This window comes from Desulfarculus baarsii DSM 2075, assembly GCF_000143965.1.
Taxonomy (GTDB): domain Bacteria; phylum Desulfobacterota; class Desulfarculia; order Desulfarculales; family Desulfarculaceae; genus Desulfarculus; species Desulfarculus baarsii.
The window spans coordinates 2,677,873-2,695,575 of record NC_014365.1 but is presented as its reverse complement, the minus strand read 5'-3'; the positions used below and the strand labels follow the sequence as shown (position 1 = coordinate 2,695,575).

General features: G+C 66.4%; 17 protein-coding genes and 1 riboswitch. Of the genes, 10 read left to right on the top strand and 7 right to left on the bottom strand.

The features are described from left to right. Positions 1-57: 57 nt before the first annotated feature. From DEBA_RS12205 to DEBA_RS12180, 6 genes are all read right to left on the bottom strand, one after another. A complete protein-coding gene (locus DEBA_RS12205; protein WP_013259243.1) occupies positions 58-3,186 on the bottom strand; it encodes an efflux RND transporter permease subunit in 3,129 nt (1,042 codons plus the stop codon). A 10-nt stretch (positions 3,187-3,196) separates the two neighbouring features. After that, positions 3,197-4,390, bottom strand: a complete 1,194-nt coding sequence (locus DEBA_RS12200; RefSeq protein WP_013259242.1) for an efflux RND transporter periplasmic adaptor subunit — start codon at positions 4,388-4,390, stop codon at positions 3,197-3,199. Positions 4,391-4,414: 24 nt separating this feature from the next. Next, positions 4,415-5,902 (bottom strand): efflux transporter outer membrane subunit, encoded by a 1,488-nt coding sequence (locus DEBA_RS12195; RefSeq protein WP_013259241.1) that lies wholly within the window; start codon positions 5,900-5,902, stop codon positions 4,415-4,417. A gap of 186 nt (positions 5,903-6,088) precedes the next feature. Then, positions 6,089-6,904, bottom strand: a complete 816-nt coding sequence (locus tag DEBA_RS12190; RefSeq protein ID WP_013259240.1) for an ABC transporter ATP-binding protein — start codon at positions 6,902-6,904, stop codon at positions 6,089-6,091. Next, positions 6,895-7,899 carry a FecCD family ABC transporter permease gene (locus DEBA_RS12185; protein ID WP_013259239.1) on the bottom strand — a complete coding sequence of 335 codons (1,005 nt, stop codon included), beginning with the start codon at positions 7,897-7,899 and terminating at the stop codon, positions 6,895-6,897. The genes DEBA_RS12190 and DEBA_RS12185 overlap by 10 nt, the downstream gene beginning before the upstream one ends. Further along, on the bottom strand, positions 7,896-8,774 hold the full coding sequence (locus DEBA_RS12180; RefSeq protein ID WP_187288557.1) for an ABC transporter substrate-binding protein: 879 nt from the start codon (positions 8,772-8,774) through the stop codon (positions 7,896-7,898). The genes DEBA_RS12185 and DEBA_RS12180 overlap by 4 nt, the downstream gene beginning before the upstream one ends. Positions 8,775-8,968: 194 nt before the next feature. Beyond that, positions 8,969-9,098, bottom strand: a riboswitch (cobalamin riboswitch). Between the two features lie 186 nt (positions 9,099-9,284). Between DEBA_RS12180 and ndk the strand changes: the two genes are divergently transcribed. Genes ndk through DEBA_RS12165 form a run of 3 tightly spaced genes read left to right on the top strand, consistent with a single transcriptional unit; the run spans position 9,285 to position 11,912 of the window. Then, entirely contained in the window at positions 9,285-9,746 is a 462-nt protein-coding gene (gene ndk, locus DEBA_RS12175) for a nucleoside-diphosphate kinase (RefSeq protein WP_013259237.1), read from the top strand. A 10-nt stretch (positions 9,747-9,756) separates the two neighbouring features. Then, a complete protein-coding gene (gene thiL, locus DEBA_RS12170; RefSeq protein ID WP_013259236.1) occupies positions 9,757-10,785 on the top strand; it encodes a thiamine-phosphate kinase in 1,029 nt (342 codons plus the stop codon). Beyond that, positions 10,782-11,912, top strand: a complete 1,131-nt coding sequence (locus DEBA_RS12165) for a lytic transglycosylase domain-containing protein (RefSeq protein WP_013259235.1) — start codon at positions 10,782-10,784, stop codon at positions 11,910-11,912. Before thiL ends, DEBA_RS12165 begins: the two co-directional genes overlap by 4 nt. Positions 11,913-11,927: 15 nt before the next feature. On the opposite strand, the gene DEBA_RS17220 is transcribed toward DEBA_RS12165, so the two are convergent. Then, positions 11,928-12,578 carry an HAD family hydrolase gene (locus tag DEBA_RS17220; protein ID WP_013259234.1) on the bottom strand — a complete coding sequence of 217 codons (651 nt, stop codon included), beginning with the start codon at positions 12,576-12,578 and terminating at the stop codon, positions 11,928-11,930. 128 nt (positions 12,579-12,706) lie between these two features. On the opposite strand from DEBA_RS17220, the gene tolQ reads away from it, so the two are divergent. The 7 genes from tolQ to ybgF are packed head-to-tail and all read left to right on the top strand — an operon-like array spanning position 12,707 to position 17,681. After that, positions 12,707-13,540, top strand: a complete 834-nt coding sequence (gene tolQ, locus DEBA_RS12155; RefSeq protein ID WP_013259233.1) for a protein TolQ — start codon at positions 12,707-12,709, stop codon at positions 13,538-13,540. Positions 13,541-13,550: 10 nt separating this feature from the next. Beyond that, positions 13,551-13,985, top strand: coding sequence for an ExbD/TolR family protein (locus tag DEBA_RS12150; RefSeq protein WP_013259232.1), 435 nt, complete (start codon positions 13,551-13,553; stop codon positions 13,983-13,985). A 17-nt stretch (positions 13,986-14,002) separates the two neighbouring features. Next, positions 14,003-14,875, top strand: coding sequence for an energy transducer TonB (locus DEBA_RS12145; protein ID WP_187288555.1), 873 nt, complete (start codon positions 14,003-14,005; stop codon positions 14,873-14,875). Next, on the top strand, positions 14,872-15,192 hold the full coding sequence (locus DEBA_RS12140; RefSeq protein ID WP_083779000.1) for a hypothetical protein: 321 nt from the start codon (positions 14,872-14,874) through the stop codon (positions 15,190-15,192). Before DEBA_RS12145 ends, DEBA_RS12140 begins: the two co-directional genes overlap by 4 nt. Further along, the gene (locus tag DEBA_RS12135) at positions 15,189-16,199 is read left to right on the top strand and encodes a PD40 domain-containing protein (RefSeq protein WP_050762345.1); all 1,011 of its coding nucleotides are present in this window, start codon (positions 15,189-15,191) and stop codon (positions 16,197-16,199) included. The genes DEBA_RS12140 and DEBA_RS12135 overlap by 4 nt, the downstream gene beginning before the upstream one ends. A 47-nt stretch (positions 16,200-16,246) precedes the next feature. After that, positions 16,247-16,786: a peptidoglycan-associated lipoprotein Pal gene (gene pal / locus DEBA_RS12130; protein ID WP_013259230.1), complete on the top strand. Its 540-nt coding sequence runs from the start codon at positions 16,247-16,249 to the stop codon at positions 16,784-16,786. A 43-nt stretch (positions 16,787-16,829) separates the two neighbouring features. Further along, positions 16,830-17,681 carry a tol-pal system protein YbgF gene (ybgF, locus tag DEBA_RS17215; RefSeq protein WP_050762344.1) on the top strand — a complete coding sequence of 284 codons (852 nt, stop codon included), beginning with the start codon at positions 16,830-16,832 and terminating at the stop codon, positions 17,679-17,681. Positions 17,682-17,703: the final 22 nt, after the last annotated feature.

Below are 17,703 nucleotides of genomic sequence, written 5' to 3'. Positions count from 1 at the left end.
ACAAGAGCGGGTCCGCCGCCGATTCATGTCACCGGCGACGGCCCCGCTCTTTTCGCGCTAGCCTTGGGGCGGTTTTTTCTTTTTGCCCAGGCGCTGGGCCAGATTTTCGATGGCCACAAACAGCGTCGGCACGAAGACCACGCCCAGAATCGTCGCCGCCAGCATCCCGCCAAAGACCGCCGTGCCCAGGGCTCGCCGGCTGCCCGCGCCGGCCCCGCTGGCGATCAACAGCGGCACCACGCCCAAAATGAAGGCGAAGGCGGTCATCAGGATGGGCCGGAAGCGTAGGCGCGCGGCCTCGATGGCCGCCTCCATGGGGCCGAGGCCACGTTGCTCGTGGGCCTCCTTGGCGAACTCGACGATGAGGATGGCGTTTTTGGTGGCCAGGCCGATCAACAGCACCAGGCCGATTTGGGTGTAGACGTTGTTGTCGAGCCCACGGGCCATGATCGCCGCGAAGGCCCCGAACAGGGCCAGGGGCACCGCCAGGATCACCGAGAAGGGGATCTTCCAGCTTTCGTATTGGGCGGCCAGGAACAGATACACAAACACCACCGCGATGCCGAAAATGAACACGGCCTGGCTGCCGGTGGCCACTTCCTGGTACGACATGCCAGACCACTGGAAGCCCATCTGCGAGGGCAGTTTGGCGTCGGCCATCTTGGTCATCAGCTCCAGGGCCTGGCCCGAGCTATAGCCCGGCGCGGCCGAACCCTGGATGGTGGCCGATTCGTAGACGTTGAAGCGCGAGATAAGCTGGGGGCCCAGGGACTGGCGGATCTTGACCAGGGTGCCCAAAGGCAGCATCTGGCCCTGGGCGTTGCGCACCTGGAGCTGGCCGATATCCTTGGGCTGGGAGCGGAAGGCCGAATCGGCCTGGAGCGTGACGTGGAAGGTGCGGCCGAACTTGTTGAAGTCGTTGACATAGGCCGAGCCCAGATAGGCCTGGAGCGTGTTGAAGACCGAACTAAGCGGCACGCCCATGGACAAGACTTTCTCGCGGTCGACGTCGGCGAAGATCTGGGGCACGTTGACGCGGATGCTGGTGTAGAGGTTGCTCAGGCCGGCCTGGGCGTTGCCGTCCTGCACCAGTTCGGCGGCCATCTGTTGCAGCGAGGCCAGGCCCAGGCCGCCGCGATCCTGCAACTGCATCTCGAAGCCGCCGGTGTTGCCCAGGCCGGGCAGGGCCGGGGTCAGGAAGGCGAAGATGATGGCCTCTTGCACCTGGGAAAACTGCCGTTGCAGGTGGGTGAGGATGGCGTATTGGTCGGTCTCGGGCGTGGTGCGCTCGTCCCAGGGCTTGAAGACGACCACGATGCCGCCCACGTTGGAGTTGGCCGCGCCGTCGAGGAACGAATAACCCCGCACGGTGATGAAGTGATCCACGCCCGGCGTGGCGGCGATGATCTTGTTGAGGCGCTCCATCACCGCCACCGTGCGCTCCAGGGAGGCCGCGTCGGGCAACTGGACGTTGACCATCAGATAGCCCTGGTCTTCCTCGGGCACGAAGCCGGTGGGCGTGCGCACGATGCCGAAAAAGGCCAGCCCGCCGATGATCAGAAAGACCACCATGGCCAGGCCCATGCGCTTGATCGAAAGGCTCACGGTGGAGAGATAACCTCCGGTGGCCTTTTGCATCACCGTGTTGAACCAGGCGAAAAAGCCCCGGTGATGCTCGGGCGTGGGCCGCAGCACCAGCGCGCAGAGGGCCGGGCTGAGGGTCAGGGCGTTGATGGAGCTGAAAAAGGTGGCCGTCGCGATGGTCAGGGCGAACTGCTTGTAGAGGATGCCGGTCATGCCGCCCATGAAGGCGGTGGGCACGAACACCGCCAGCAAGACGGCGGTGGTGGCGATGACCGGGCCGGTGACCTCCTGCATGGCCTTGATGGTGGCTTCCTTGGGCGCCAGGCCCGTTTCGTCGATGTTGCGCGCGACGTTTTCGACCACCACGATGGCGTCGTCGACGACAATGCCGATGGCTAGCACCAAGCCAAAAAGCGTGAGCGTGTTGATCGAAAAGCCCAGAATGGCCATGACCAAAAACGTGCCGATCAGCGAAACCGGGATGGTGATGGCCGGGATCAGCGTGGCCCGCAGATCCTGCAAAAAGACGTAGACGGTGAGTATCACCAGAATGGCGGCGATGACCAGGGTCTCGACGATCTCGTCGATGGAGGCGTGGACCACGTCGGCGGCGTTGTAGGTAATCTGATAATTGATGCTCTCGGGGAAGCGCTTGCTGAGCTCTTCCATCTTGGCGCTGATGTTGTCGGTCAGGTCCAGCAGGTTGGAGCCGGGCAGCTGGTAGACCATGATCAGGGCGGCGGGCTTGCCGTCGCGCTGGCTGCCGGTGGTGTAGCTCACCGAGCCCAACTCCACCCGGCCCACGTCGCGCACGCGCACCAGCCGGCCGTCGGCCCCGGTCTTGACGACGATGTTTTCGAACTGGCCCACGTCCTCCAGCCGGCCCAAAACGGTGACGGTGTATTGAAAGGCCTGGTCCTTGGGCGCGGGCGGCTGGCCGACGATGCCGGCGGCCACCTGGACGTTCTGGGCGCTGACGGCGTTGACCACGTCGGCGGCGGTCAGGCCCAGGTAGCGCATTTTCTCGGGGTTGAGCCACAGGCGCATGCTGTAGTCGCCGGCGCCGATGACGTTGACCGAGCCCGCGCCGTAGATGCGGCTGAGCTCGTCGCGCACGTTGATGGTGGCGTAGTTGCACAGGTAGATGTCGTCGTAGCGTCCGTCCTCCGAGACCAGGGTGATCATGGCCGCGAAGTTGGTCGATTGCTTCATGGTGGTCACGCCCAGGCGCTTGACGTCCTCGGGCAGCGAGTTGGTGGCGATGGCCACGCGGTTTTGCACCAGCACCGAGGCCATGTCCAGGTCGACGCCGGTCTCGAAGGTGACGGTGAGCGAGTAGCTGCCGTCGGAGGCGCTGACGCTGGACATGTAGATCATGCCCTCGACGCCGTTGACCTGCTGCTCGATGGGCGCGGCCACGGTGTCGGCGACGACCTTGGCGTTGGCTCCGGGATAGTTGGCCTTGACGGTGACGGTGGGCGGCTCGATGTTGGGGTACTGGGCGATGGGCAGGGTGCTGAGGGTGATCAGGCCGCCCAGCACGATGACGATCGACACCACCGCCGCGAAGATCGGCCTGTTGATGAAAAATCGCGAAAACATCGGCGCTCGCTCACTTCTGGCCGGTGGCCGAGGCCGGTTTGGCCGGGGTCTGCGTGGCGTTTTGCTCTTGTGGCGTGACCTGCATGCCCGGCCGTGATCGTTGCACGCCAGCGACGATGACCCGCTCGCCGGCCTTGAGCCCACTGAGGATCACGCGCATGTCGCCCTCGTTGGGGCCGGTGGTGACCTTGCGATATTGCACGACGTTCTTGTCGTCTACCAACAACAGATAATTACCGCCCTGATCGGCGGCCACGGCCACTTCCGGCGTGAGCACGGCGTTTTTCCGCACGCCCAGCGGGATGCGCACCCGCGCGAAAAAGCCGGGTAAGATGTCGCCGTGGCCGTTGGGAAAGACGCCGCGCACCTGGATGGTGCCGGTGTTGGGGTCGACGGCGTTGTCCATGTAATCCAGGTATCCTTCGTGAGGGTAGCCTTCGTCCATGGCCAGGGCCAGATAGGCCTTGGCCTGGCCCTTGTCGTCGCGGGGGTCGGGGGTCTGGTCGGAGTATTTGCGGTATTGCAGGATGTCGTTTTCGGAGATGTTGAAGTAGACGTAGATGGGGTCGTCGTCGACGATGTTGGTCAGAAGCGTTTTTTCGCCCGCGCCGACCAGGTTGCCCACGTCGATCAGGTTGCGCGAGATGCGTCCGGCGATGGGCGCGTGGATGCGGGTGTAGCCAAGGTTGATTTCGGCCGACTGCAGGCTGGCCTTGGCCGCCTCGATGGCCGCCTCGGCCTTGGCTTTTTCGGCCCGGGCCTGGATCACGTCAACCTCGCTGACGGCGCGCTCCTTGAAGGCGTTTTCCTTGCGCGTCAGCGTGGCCTTGGCCAGTTGCAACTCGGCCTCGCACTGGGCCAGGTCGCCCTTGGCCTGGTCGCGCAGGGCCACGTAGGTGCGCGGGTCGATGATAAACAGAAGCTGCCCGGCCTTCACCTGGCTGCTGGGCTCGAAATGCATGCTCTCCAAAAAGCCCTCGACCCTGGCCCGGATGTCGACCGACTCCTGGGCCTTGGTGTAGCCGGTGTATTCGGCGTAGAAGGTCACGTCCTTGACGGTGGGCGTGGCCACGGTCACCGCCGGCGGCGGCGGCGGCTGATACTCGTTTTGCGAGCAACCCGCCGTGAACAAGGCAAGGGCGGCCAGCGCCGCGCCGGCCAGGCGCTTGAGCGGCCTCGTGATCGATCGATTGAGCTGCGTCATGACGAACCCTCGAAAAAATTGAAGCTATGGCCGCTGGTCGGCGCTGGCCTTGACGATGGCCGGGCCTTGGGCCGGATCGGCGTGCTGGCCGGCGCGCCAGCCGCCGCCCAGGGCCTTGTAGAGGCCGACCAGGTTGCCGGCGGCTTCGCCCCTGGCCTGGGCCAGTTGATTGTCATATTGGAACAACGTGCGCTGGGCGTCGAGCACCGACTGGAAGTCGGTCAGGCCTTCCTTGTAAAGCTCCAGGCCCAGCTTGAGCGTGCGCCGCGAGGCGCTGACCGTGCGCGCCAGGTGCTCGACCCTGGCCAGTTGCTGGACATAGGCCGTCTGGGCGTCCTGGGCCTCCTTGAGCGCGCTCAGCACGGTTTGTTCGTAGTTGAGCAGGGCTTGTTCGGTCTGGGCGTCACGAACCTGGATCTGGGCGCGGATGGCCCCGCCCTGGAAGACGTTCCAGTTGAACTGGGGGCCCAGCGAAAACAGATAGCTGCCCGAGCGGAACAGATCGCTGGCGTTGGTCGAGGCCAGGCCGATGTTGCCCAAAAGCGAAAAGCTGGGGTAGAGCCGGGCGGTGTCCTGGCCGACGCGGGCGGTGGCCGCGGCCAGTTGGCGCTCGGCGCGGCGGATGTCGGGGCGCTGGCGCAGGATGTCGGCCGGCGCGCCCACGGCAACCATGCGCGGCGGTTGGGCAATGGGCTCGACCTCGCCCAGCAGCTTGGCCGAGGCCCCCGGCGGCTGGCCCAAGAGCAGGTCCATGGCGCTGTAGGCCTTGGCCAGGGTGATTTTCAACGGCGGCACCTCGGCCTGGGTGCTGGCCAGGACGGTTTCGGCCTGCGAGACGTCCAGGTCGTTGGCCAGGCCGTTGCGGAAGCGGCTCTGGGTCAGGGCCAGGACTTGTTTTTGCGACTGGATGTTCTCGTTGGTGGCGGCCAACTGGGCCTGGGTGGCGCGGATGGTGAAATAGGTCGTGGCCACCTGGGCGTAGAGCGAAACCATCACGTCGACGCGGTCTTCCTCGCTGGCCTGGTAGTCGGCCGTGGCCGCTTCGATGGAGCGGCTGATGCGGCCGAAGAGGTCGATTTCCCAACTGGCGTTGGCCCCGATCTGATAGTTGTCGAACGTCACGCCGCCGGGGGTGGGCGCGTATTCGCTGCCGCGCTGGCGGGCGTAGGAGCCGCTGGCCGACAGGGCGGGCATGATCTCGCCACGGACCACGCCGATGTTGGCCCAGGCCTCCTTGACCCTGGCGTGGGCCGTGCGCAGGTCCAGGTTGCTCTGGCCGGCGCGAACGATCAGCTCGTTTAATTGCGGGTCGCCGAAGACCTCCCACCAGCGCTGGATGGCGGCCGGGTCGGGCTTGAGGAATTTGTCGTCGGGCAGATCCCAGGAGGCGGGGGTTTTGGTTTCCGGCGTTTTGTAATCGGGGCCGACCTTGAGGCAGCCCGGCAGGGCCGTCGCGGCCAGGAGCAGCCCGGCCAGGGCCAGCGCGGTCGATGTGCGGCGTGTTGAAATCATCGCATCCCCATGCCCATTGCATAATAAAGACCGCCCCTGACCGCGAGGCCATGGAAAGCCTTGTCAATTTTGCCTGAAAAACAGAGTGCCTCACCCACGCCGCCTTGGCAACAATTGTCCCGGCGGCGCTAAAAAAAATTATAGCACAACCAACGGAAGCTTTTTGGGGCCAAGGCGAGGCCTGGTTCAACCAGGCGGCAAGGGGGGGGCCAGGGGCGTGACGCGGGGTCGGCCCCGGCTGGGCTCGGCGTCGATGGTCACCGCCAGGCCGTAGGCCTTTTGGATCAACGCCGGCGTGAGCACCGCGTGGGGCGGGCCGCAGGCCAGGGCCTTGCCGCCGGCCAGCAGCAGCAGTTGGTCGCAAAACAGCGCGGCCAGGTTCAGGTCGTGGCTGACCAGGCAGACGCCCAGGCCCTTTTGCCGGCAGGCCCGCTCCAGCATGGCCATGATCGAGATCTGATGCTCCAGGTCCAGGGCGCTGGTGGGTTCGTCCAAAAAAAGCAGCTCGGGCTCGGCGACCAGGGCCCTGGCCAGGGCCAGGCGTTGGCGTTCGCCGCCCGAAAGCGCCCCGGCCGGCCGATCCGCCAGGTGCGTGATGTTGGTCAGGGCCATGGCCTGGCGGGCGGCGGCCAGGTCGGCCTGGTTTTCGAACTGTCGTCCGCCCATCAGGGCGAAGCGGCCGGCCAGCACGGTCTCCAGCGCCGAAAGGCCCGGCGCCAGTTGGGGCGCCTGGCTGACCAATCCCACGCGACGGGCCACCTGGGCCCGGGGCAGGCCAAAAATGTCCACGCCATCCAGCAGCACCCGGCCCCGCGCCGGCCGCACCAGGCCGCTGAGCAGGCCCAAAAGCGTCGATTTGCCGCCGCCGTTGGGGCCGATCACGCAGAGCATGCGTCCGGGGCGCACCTCCAGCCCCACTCCTTCAAGCACGGGCGTTTGGCCATAAGCAAAGTGCAGATCGCGCCCGATCAACAGCGGCGCTTGGGCCGCGCTCACATCCATCGCACGCCTCGCCTGGCCAGCAGCAACAGGAAAAACGGCGCGCCCAGGGCGGCGGTGACCACGCCCACCGGCAGCGACGAGGGGCTGATGAGCGTGCGGGCGGCGGTGTCGGCCAGGCACAGAAACGAAGCGCCAAACAGCACCGAGCCCGGCAGCAGCAGGCGATGGTCATGGCCGATGGTCATGCGCAGCAAATGGGGGGCCATCAGCCCCACGAAGCCGATCAACCCGCTGAGGCTGACCGCCGCGCCCACCAGCAGGCTGGCGACGATCATCAGGAAAAAACGCGTGCGACCCACCTCCACGCCCAAGGCCGCCGCGGCGGTCTCGCCGGCGCTGAGCAGGTTGAGATGCCGGGCGCGCAGCCACAGCGCAGCCCCGGCCAGGGCCAGCACCGGGGCCAGCAGGGCGGCCTGGGCCATGGTCGCCCCGGAAAGATCGCCGTAGAGCCAAAATAGAATGGAGTGCAGCTTCTGGTCGGTGGTGGTGGAGATGACAAACATGATGCAGGCCGTGAAAAAGGCGTTGACCATCACCCCGGTGAGCACGATGGAGGCCGCGTCCAGCCCGCCCCGGCGGCCGGCGATGGCCATCACCAAGAGCATCGTGCCCAGCGCCCCCAAAAAGGCGAAGGTCGAGACCGCCCACAGGCCGGCCAAGCCCAACGATATGGCCAGCACCGCGCCCGTGGCCGCCCCGCCCGAGACGCCCAGGATGAAGGGCTCGGCCAGGGGGTTGCGCAGCACGCCCTGGAACACCGCCCCCGAAAGGCTAAGCGCCGCCCCGGCCAGCGCCGCCACCAACAGCCGCGGCAGGCGCAACTGGCCCACGATCACCGCCGCCGAGCCAGTGTCGGCCCGGCCCATGGCCCAATCCCACACCTGGCCCAGCGGCACGCTGGCCGTGCCCACGGTCAGGCCCAGCACGAACGTCGCCGCCAGCAGCAGGCAAAGAACCAGGCACAGCCAGGCCAGATTGACGGGGGTGGCCCTCAACGGCGGTCTTCCGCGAAGCGTTCGGGGTGGATCAGGCGGGCCAGGGCCATCAGGCCTTGGCCCAGGCGCGGCCCGGCCCGGTCGATGATGTCGGAGTCGATATAGACCACGCGCAGGCCCGGCCGCTCCGCCAACCCCGGCAGATTGCGCCAATACGCCATGACCCGATCGCGGTCCATGCCCCGCTCCATGGTCGAAAGCACCACCACCTCGGGCTGGGCCTCCACGACTTTTTCCAGGCTGAGGGTGGGCCAGCGGCCGGGCAGGCCCTGGGCGATGTTGTGGCCGCCGGCCATGACCAGCAGGCGGTTGGTCAGCGAACCCTCGCCGGCGGTGATCAGCGGGCTGGAGCCGATGACCATCAGCGTGGGCCGGGGCTGGACGCCGGCCAGGCGCGCGGCCACGGCGGCGTAGTCGCGGCGCAGGCCCTCGGCCAGACGCCGGCCGGCCTGGGGCGCGCCGCAGACCCGGCCCAGGGCCTCCAGGGTGGCCGGCAGGGCCAGGGGGTCATCGGGGGCCACGACATACACGGCCACGCCCAGGCCGCTCAGTTGCGCGATCAGTTCGGGCGGGTTGCCGTCGCGGCTGGCCAGGACAAGCTGGGGGGCCAGTTCGAGGATGCGCTCCAGATTGGGCGCGACGTACGAGCCGATCTGCGGCAGGCCCTTGGCCTGGGGCGGATAATCCGACCAGGCCGTGACGCCCACGACCTTGTCGCCCAGGCCCAGGGCGAAGAGGGTCTCGGTCAGGGCCGGGGTCAGGGCGATGATGCGCCGGGGGCGTTCGGGCGCTTGCACGGCGCGGCCCAGCTCGTCGGTGAACGATCCGGCCAGGGCGGCCGGGGCCGGCCCCAGGGCAAGGGCCGCAACGGCCAAAAGACCGGCGATCCGGGCGAGGCGCGATGGACGAGCCGAAAGATTCATGATTGGCCTTTGGCGAGCGGCCGCGGCTGGCTGTCGGAGCGCGCCCCGGCCCGTGGGCTTGGCGGCTGCACCCGGTTCGCTTGGCCGCCAAACGTCCCGTCGCGTCCGAACCCTCGCGGACAGATGCGGCGGATGTGGGCCTGGTGGGTGTTCTGGCTCCCGGATCGACCTACTGGGCCGCGCCTTCCCGCCGCGCGCGCGGCAGTGGCTCAAGCAAGGCGGCCTTTCGTCCCCGGTCACAGCGGCGGGACCGCGACGGATTTGCGCCGTCTTCCCCTGCCTGGCCCGGCAAATTGCCTGCTCACGGTCGATTTGCTATCACGTCGCGGCCGATCTGTCAACGCGCCGTCTTGACAAGCGGCCGGCGCTCTGCCCTAATTGGGGCGGGCGCGGGCCTGGCCGCGCCTCGACGCCACGCCATCGCCGATGGCTCCGCCATTTTTTCACGAAAGGAAAACAACCGTGGAACGCACGCTCATTTTGATCAAACCCGACGCCATCGCCCGGGGCCTGGCTGGCCGCATCCTGGCCCGCTTCGAGGAAAAAGGCCTGAAAATCGCCGGCATGAAGATGATCCAGCTTGATGACGCCAAGCTGCGCGAGCACTACAGCCATCTGGCCGACAAGCCCTTTTTCCCCACCATCTGCGAGTTCATGAGCCGCACGCCCGTGCTGGCCTTGTGCCTGGAAGGTCTGGAGGCCGTGTCCGTCTGCCGCAAACTCTGCGGCGTGACCAACGCCCGCAACGCCGAGCCCGGCACGATTCGTGGCGACATGGCCATGTCCATGCAGGCCAACCTGGTCCACGCCTCCGACTCGGTGGAGACCGCCCAGGCCGAGGTGGCCCGCTTCTTTGGCGCTGGCGAGCTGTTCGACTATCAGCCGGCCCTGCTGGCCTATCTTTACGCCTCCGACGAGCGCTAGGGCCGGGTCGGTGAGCCAGACTCCGCCCGCGCGGCTTTGCGAGGAGGACATCCTGCGCCTGGCGGCCGAACTGACCGCCGGCGCGGGCCCGGCCGACGGCGTGGCCGTGGGCGTGGGCGACGACGCGGCGGTGCTGGCGGTTGGCGGGGCCAGGCTGGCGGTGACCACCGACATGATGGTCGAGGGCGTCCACTTCGACCTGGCCTACGCCTCGCCCCGCGACGTGGGCTGGCGGGTGATGGCCGCCAACCTCAGCGACCTGGCGGCCATGGGGGCCACGCCGCGCTGGGGCTTTTTGTCGCTGGGCCTGCGGCCGGGGCCCACGCCGGCGCTGGTGGAGGGCCTGTTTGACGGCATGCTGGAACTGGCGCGGACGCACGGGCTGCGTTTGGTGGGCGGCGACACGGTGCGCGCCCCGGCGCTGACGCTCAACCTGTGCCTGATCGGTCTGTGCGAAAGCGGCCCGCCGACCCTACGCTCGACGGCCAGGGCCGGTCAGGCCGTCTGCGTAAGCGGGCCGCTGGGGGCCAGCGCCGCCGGACTGGCCTGGCTGAGCGCCGGCCGCGACCCCGCCGACGCCTTGGCCGCCCCGGCGGTGGAGGCCCATCTGCGTCCGCGGCCGCGCCTGGCCCTGGGCCGGGCCCTGGCCGCCTCGGGCCGGCTGGGGGCGATGATGGACCTCTCCGACGGCCTGGCCAGCGACTTGGCGCGGCTGTGCGCGGCCAGCGGCGTGGGCGCGCGCCTGGAGGCGGCGCGGCTGCCCTTGGCCGGCGGCGCGGCGGAACTGGCCACGCTGGTGGGGGCCGACGCAGTGGACTGGGCCCTGCGCGGCGGCGAGGATTTCGAGCTGTTGTTCACCTGCCAGCAGACCGACGTGGCCGAACTGGCCCGCTTGGCCGCCCAGGCCGATCCTGGCGCGGCCGTGGTCAAGGTCGGCGCGCTGACCAAGGGCCGGGGCGTGTGGCTGCTGGGCCTGGACGGTTCGCGCACGGAGGTCGGTTTGCAGGGCTTTGATCATTTTCGCGGGGATGGGCAATGAGATTTATTAAAGGCGGTTTGACCTGTTTGACGCTGGCCCTGTTCCTGTTGGCCGGCGGCGTGGCCCCGGCCGAGGAAATGGGGTCGGAGGCCGGCCCGGAGCAGGTGCGCGAAAGCATGCCCGAGTCGGCTCCTCTGCGCTATCTGCCCGATACGCCAAAAGAAATGCTCTTGTGCCAGGAAAAGCTGCCCCTGGACGACCAGATCATGTTCGAGGCCCTGGACCGCGAGTTCAACATCGCCGTGCACGATCAGGCCCAGGTGGTGATGTGGATGAAGCGGGCACATCGTTATTTTCCGCATATTTCCCAACAGTTGCGCGCCGCCGGCATGCCAGATGACCTGAAGTATCTGGCCGTGGCCGAAAGCGGTCTGCTGCACAAGGTGGGCTCGTCGGCCGGGGCGGTGGGTGTCTGGCAGTTCATGCCGGCCACGGCCAGGCGCTACGGCCTGCGCGTCGACGATTGGCTGGACGAGCGGCGCAACTTTTATAAATCCACTGTGGCGGCGTTGCGTTATCTGCGCGATCTGCATGACGAATTCGGCAGTTGGACTTTGGCCATGGCCGGCTACAACTGCGGAGAGGCCAGGGTGCGCAAGGAGCTCAAAGAGCAGGGCGTGACGTGTTACTACGATCTGCAACTGCCCGATGAGACCATGCGCTACGTCTTTCGCATCGCCTCGGCCAAGGCCGTGTTGGAAGACCCGCGTAAGTACGGCTACGCCTTGCCCGCTGATCGTCTCTACCCGCCCATCGACGCCGAGCCGGCCCAAGTCAGCCTCAAGCGCCTGACCCACCTGCGCGACATGGCCAAGCCCATCGGCTCCACCGTGCGCAGGCTGCGCGAGCTGAACCCCGAGATCAGGCAACACGTCCTGCCCGCCGGGAACTATGTGCTACTGGTCCCGCCCGGCGCGGCGGCCAAGTTGGAGCTGGCGGCGGCGAGCCTGCCGGCCTGCCCGGTCAAGCAGAGCGACGAGTGCCGCTATTGGGTGGTCAAAAGGGGCGATTCGCTCAGCCTCATCGCCAAGCGCCTGGGCGTGTCGGCGGCCGCGCTGCGCCGGGCCAACAATATTCATGGCGACAAGATCAAGCTGGGCCAGCGGCTGGTCGTGCCGCCAAAATAGCCGGCCGGCCGGCGTTCATAGAAATGGTATGATCTGCTCCAGCGAGCCCGCCACGCCGCGCACGCCGGGCAGATCGACCGCGTCGGAGCGGCCGTTGTGATCGATGATCCAGGTGGGTAGCCCAGCGGCCATGGCCGAACGCGCGCCCACGGCCGAATCCTCCACGGCCAGGGAGCCCGTGGGCCCCACCGCCAGGATGGACATGGCCAGCAGATAGGGCTGGGGGTCTGGCTTGGAGCGCTCGACGTGTTCGGCGGCCACGACCGCGCGCACCAGGCCGTCGAAGCCGTGGCGGCGCAGGAAGGCCCGAGCCACCGTGCCCCGGGCCGAGGTGACCAGGGCCACGGCCCGGCCTCGCCGCGCGGCGGCCTCCAGCAACAGTCCCGCGCCGGGCAGGGGCTTGGTTTCATCGACGTAGACTTGATCGGCCAAGTCGTAAAAGTCGTCGAGCAGCGATTTTTCGGTGCAATCCAGGCCGTGGCGCTCGCGAAAAAACTCGACCAGATCGCTCAGGGGCCTGCCGCGCATGGAAGTGAAATCGGCGGCCTGGGCCCCAATGCCCTTCAAATCCAAAAAACGCTGGAATACCCGCCCCATAAGGTTTATGCTGTCGGCCAATGTGCCGTCCAGGTCAACGAACAGGCCTCCGCGTTCCAGGCTATTCATCACGGCCTCCGAAAAAGAAATGGCGGAAGATAAACGTTGGCAGTATAAACGGTTTTTGGCCGCAACCCCGGCTTGACTTTGCTTGCGCCCAAAGATATATTGCCACCATATGAGGGATTGGTGCAGATATGATCAACTATATCTTGGGATTGATATCGGCGGCAACCCCGGCTTTGGCCCAGGAGATCGTTTCTCCGGCCGGCGGGGCCGCCCCCGTCATGGAAAGCATGGCCCCGGCGGTGACCGGCAGCGGCATGGACATCATGCATTTGATCTTCCAGGCCGGCTGGGTGGTCAAATTCGTGCTGTTTCTGCTGGTGTTGTTTTCGGTGATAAGCTGGGCGGTGATTTTTTCCAAGCTGATGGTCCTGCGCCGCTCGATCAAGCAAAACGAGCAGTTCCAAGCCATGTTCTGGCACGCCAAGAGCCTTGGCGCGGCCAACGCCCAGGCCATGCAACTGGCCGGCAGCCCCTTGGCCACGGTTTTTCGCTTGGCCTACGCCGAGTTGCAAAAGGTCATGGGCCTGCGCAAGGGGCGCGGTGACGGGCTGCCCGAGGGCCTGATGGCCAACATCAAGCGCGCCCTCAGCCGGGGGACGGCGGCCGAGGCCACCAAGCTGGCCCGTTCGGTGACTTTTTTGGCCACCTGCGCCAACACCTCGCCGTTCATCGGCCTTTTCGGCACGGTGTGGGGCATCATGGACGCCTTCAGCAACATCGGCGCGCTGAAAACGGCCAACCTGGCCACGGTGGCCCCGGGCATCGCCGAGGCCCTGGTGGCCACGGCCACCGGCCTTTTCGCCGCCATTCCCGCGGTGGTGTTTTTCAACCATTTCAACAGACGCATCCAGGTGCTGGAGGCCGAGATGGACACCTTCAGCCAGGATTTCCTCAACCTTGTGGAGCTGGAGGTGATGAGCCGCCAGAGTTCCCGCGAGACAACGCGCCCAACCCAGGCTTAGGAGCGTCCCCGTGGCCGGTGGCGTCGGCAACAACCGCAAAGTCCTTGGCGAGATCAACGTGGTGCCCCTGGTGGACATCATGCTGGTGCTCCTTATCATATTCATGGTGGCCGCGCCGATGATGGTGCAGGGCCTGGATGTCAGCCTGCCCGAGACCGATTCCGGCGCGCTAAAGAGCAGCGACGACCTTCTGATCCTTTCGGTGACCAGCCAGGGCCAAGTCTACCTCGACGAGTTCGAGGTGCCGCTGGAGGGTCTCTCCGACAAGATCAAGGGCGTGACCTCGCGCAAGCCCCGGACCAGGGTCTATCTGCGCGCCGACAAGGACGTGCCCTACGGCGTGGTAGTGCGGGTCATGGCCCAGACCCGCGAGGCCGGCGTCAATGACCTCGGCATGGTCACCGAACCCGAAAAGGTCGCCGCGCCCGACAAAAAGAAGCGATAGACTTGGCCTCGGCGGCGGTGGAAAAAAATCTCGAAGGGCACGATCAGCTCGGTTGGGCCCTGGCCGTCAGCTTGGCGGTGCACGTCGTCGTGGCCGCGGCGGTGATCTTGTGGCCGGCCAGCCAGCCGGACCGGCAGTTTTTCTCGCCGGCCTATCAGGTCGCCCTGGTCAGTGGGGCCGCGCTGCCCAGCAGCGGGCCGCCGGCAACGGCCAAAAAAACGGCCCCGCCCAAAAAAGAGATGGAAAAACCCAAGCCGGCGCCCAAACCCGAGGTCAAACCCAAGCCGGATGTCAAGCCCAAGCCGGCGCCGCCAAAACCCGAACCCAAACCCGAGCCCAAGGAGGCCATCGGCTCCAAAAAGACCGTGGAGCCGAAACGGGTCAAGCGCGAAGTGAAAAAGGCCGAGCCCGAGCCATCTTACGAAGATGTGCTGGACCAGCGGCTGAAGAAGATAAAATCCAAGGCCGAGAGCCGCCGGCAGAGCGAGCAGCTCGATGACGCCCTGTCGGCCATCGAGTCCAAGGTCCAGGCCGGCGGCGGGGCGACCGGGCCCAGCGGCGCGGTGGCCATGCCCGGTGGCGGTGAACTGTCCACGCGCTTCATGCTTTACTACACCGAGGTGTGGGAGCGCATCCGCCGGGCCTGGGTGTTGCCGGAGGCCCTGGCTGGCGACACCAGCGGGGCCATGGCCGTGGTGGCGCTACGCATCAACCGCGACGGCTCGTTGAACAAATTTTGGCTGGAGGAAAGCTCCGGCAACGTTCGTTTGGACCAATCGGCCCTGCGCGCCGTGGAACGGGCCGCGCCATTTCCGCCGCTGCCGGCGGATCTGTTGGGGCCATACCATGAGGTGGGCCTGCGCTTCCGTCCCGAGGACGCGGGCCAATGATCATCGACAATGGAAGAGTCATGCGCCGTTTGTTGTTAGTTGTTTGCGTGGCCCTGCTGGCCGCGGCCGCCGTGAGCGGCCCGGCCCAGGCGCGGGTCTACATCGACATAACCCAGCCCTTCAGCCGGCGGTTGCCCATCGCCATCCCGGAGTTTCAGCCCCTGGCCGGGGCCACGCCCGACTCCGTCGGGCCCATGGCCACGCGCATGCTGCAAAAAAACCTGGAGTTCACCGGGCTTTTTGATTTTCTGGATCCCAAGAGCTTTTTGGGCAAGGCCAACCCCGAGCAGGTGGAGTACAAGCGCGCTGGTCGGTGATCGGCGCCGAGCTGTTGGTGGCCGTCGGCTACGGCCGGGTGGGCAACGAGGTCAGCTTGATGTGCAGCCTGTTCGACGTGGTCGAGGGCAAGCGCCTGGTGGGCGTGCGCTACGACGGCGGGGTCGATCAGCTTCCGGCGATGATGGACCGTTTCGCCGACGAGATCATGAAGGCCGTCACCGGCGAGCGCTCGGTGTTTTCGACGATGATCGCCTTTGTCAGCACCGCCAGCGGCAAAAAAGAGATCATGCTCATGCGCTACGACGGATCAAACGTCCGCGCGCTGACCAACCGCAACGACATCTGCCTTTATCCCGCGTGGAGCCAAAACGGCGAGCTGCTGGCCTACACCACCTACGTCAACCGGCGGCCGGTGGTCATGCTGCACTCGCAGCGCGGCGGCTCGGGTCGGGTGGCCGTGGGCAAGCCCGGCGTCAACATCACGCCGGCCTTCCAGCCGGGCTCGGGCTATCTGGCCGTGGCCATGAGTCACACTGGCAAGACCAACATCTTCCTCAACGACCAGACCGGCCGCGAACTGCGCCAGTTGACCAACGGCTGGGGCATCGAGGTGGCGCCGACCTTTTCGCCCGACGGCGGCCGCATGGCCTTTGTCTCCGACCGCGGCGGATCGCCCCAGATCTACGTCATGGACCTCAACTCCGGCCAGATCAGCCGCCTGACCTATGGCCTGAAGTATTGCGCGGCTCCGGACTGGTCGCCCAAGGGCAATTTGATCGCCTTCCAGGCCGAGATCAACGGCGTGTTTCAGATCTGCACCATCAGGCCCGATGGCGGCGACCTGCGGGTGCTGACCAGAGGCATGACCGCCAGCGAGGAGCCAAGCTGGTCGCCGGATGGGCGTTTGATCGCCTATTCCGGCCGGCAGACCGGTCAATATCAGATTTACGTCATCACCTACGAGGGCCTGCCCATCAAACGGCTGACCAACCTGTCCGGCAACCAGACCGACCCGGCTTGGTCTCCCGCGGGGGTGGTGAAATAAATAAAGCAATGGCGTTGGCATGCATTAAATTTCATGGAGATGGAAAAGTGAAAAAATTCGCGATTTTTGCAATGGTGGCCGCGCTGTGCTTCAGCATGGCCATGGTCGCCGGCTGCTCCAAGCAAAAAGTGGCCGGTCCTGGTGAGTTGAGCGCCGAGGAACAGGCCCGCCTGGCCGCCGAGCGCGAGCGCCGTCTGCGCGAGGCCCGCCTGGCCGAAGAGCAGGCCCGTGGCGGCGAGCAGACCATGCGCGAAATCTTCGAAAACCAGGACGTGCACTTCGACTACGACCGCTACGACCTGTCGGCCGAGGCCAAGCAGATCCTCAACGACAAGGCCCAGTTCCTCTCGCAGCATCCCGAGGTGACGGTCATCGTCGAGGGTCACTGCGACGAGCGCGGCTCCAACTCCTACAACATGGCCCTGGGTGAGAAGCGCGCCCGCGCCTGCGAGCAGTACCTGATGGCCATGGGCGTGGCCTCCGACCGCCTGGAAGTGGTCAGTTACGGCGAGGAGCGGCCCCTGGTCCCCGGCAACACCGAAGAGGCCTACGCCGCCAATCGCCGGGGTCATTTCGTGATCAAGTAAGACGCTTGTCGTGGCGGCGAGGGCCGGAGATGGGGGCGTGACGATGAAGAAAACGCTGATGATGGCCGCGGTCGTGGCGTTGGCCGCGATGCTGACGACCGGTTGCGCGGTCACCCAAGAGAGATTCGACGCCCTGCAGGGGGTCGTCAACAGCAATCAGGCCCAACTGCGCAAGCTGTCCCAGAAGGTCGACCAGATGTCGACGCAGATGGACAGCCAGCGCCAGCCCCAGGCCGAGGTCGTGGCCGACCTGACGGTCATGCGGCAGGAGTTGGCGCGGCTGAGCGGGCAGGTGGACGAAGCCAGCCATATGGGTGGCGGGGCCGCCGAGCAGATGAGCCAGTCGTTGCAGCACATCGAACAACGCCTGGCCAAGGTCGAGAAATACCTGGGCATCAGCGCGCCACCACCGCCCGCCCCGGCGACGGAGGGCGGCCTGACCGGTGGTGACGAGGCCGTCGCCGCCACCGTGCCCACCGTCGAGGAAAAAACCGGCCCAAGCTCCGCCGCGCCGGCCAAGCTTTCCGACAAGGAGCGCTATAACCTGGCTCTCCGGCTCTATGAACAGAAATCCTTCGACGCCGCCCGAGACCGTTTCGAGGAGCTGCTCAAGGACAAGCCGGACGGCGCCTACGCCGCCTCGGCGCAATTCTGGGTCGGCGAGTGCTATTACAGCCAAAAGCGCTTCGAAGAAGCGATCCTGGCCTACAACCAGGTGATCAAGCGCTACGCCAAAAACGCCAAGGCGCCGGCGGCCATGCTCAAGCAGGGCCTGGCGTTTTCGGCCCTTGGCGACAAGCGCACGGCCAAGATCGTGTTGAACAAGTTGGTCAACACCTATCCCAAGAGCAGCCAGGCGGGCCTGGCCAAAAAGTACCTGGCCAAGATGGACTGAAAAAACGGCGGCATGGCGACGA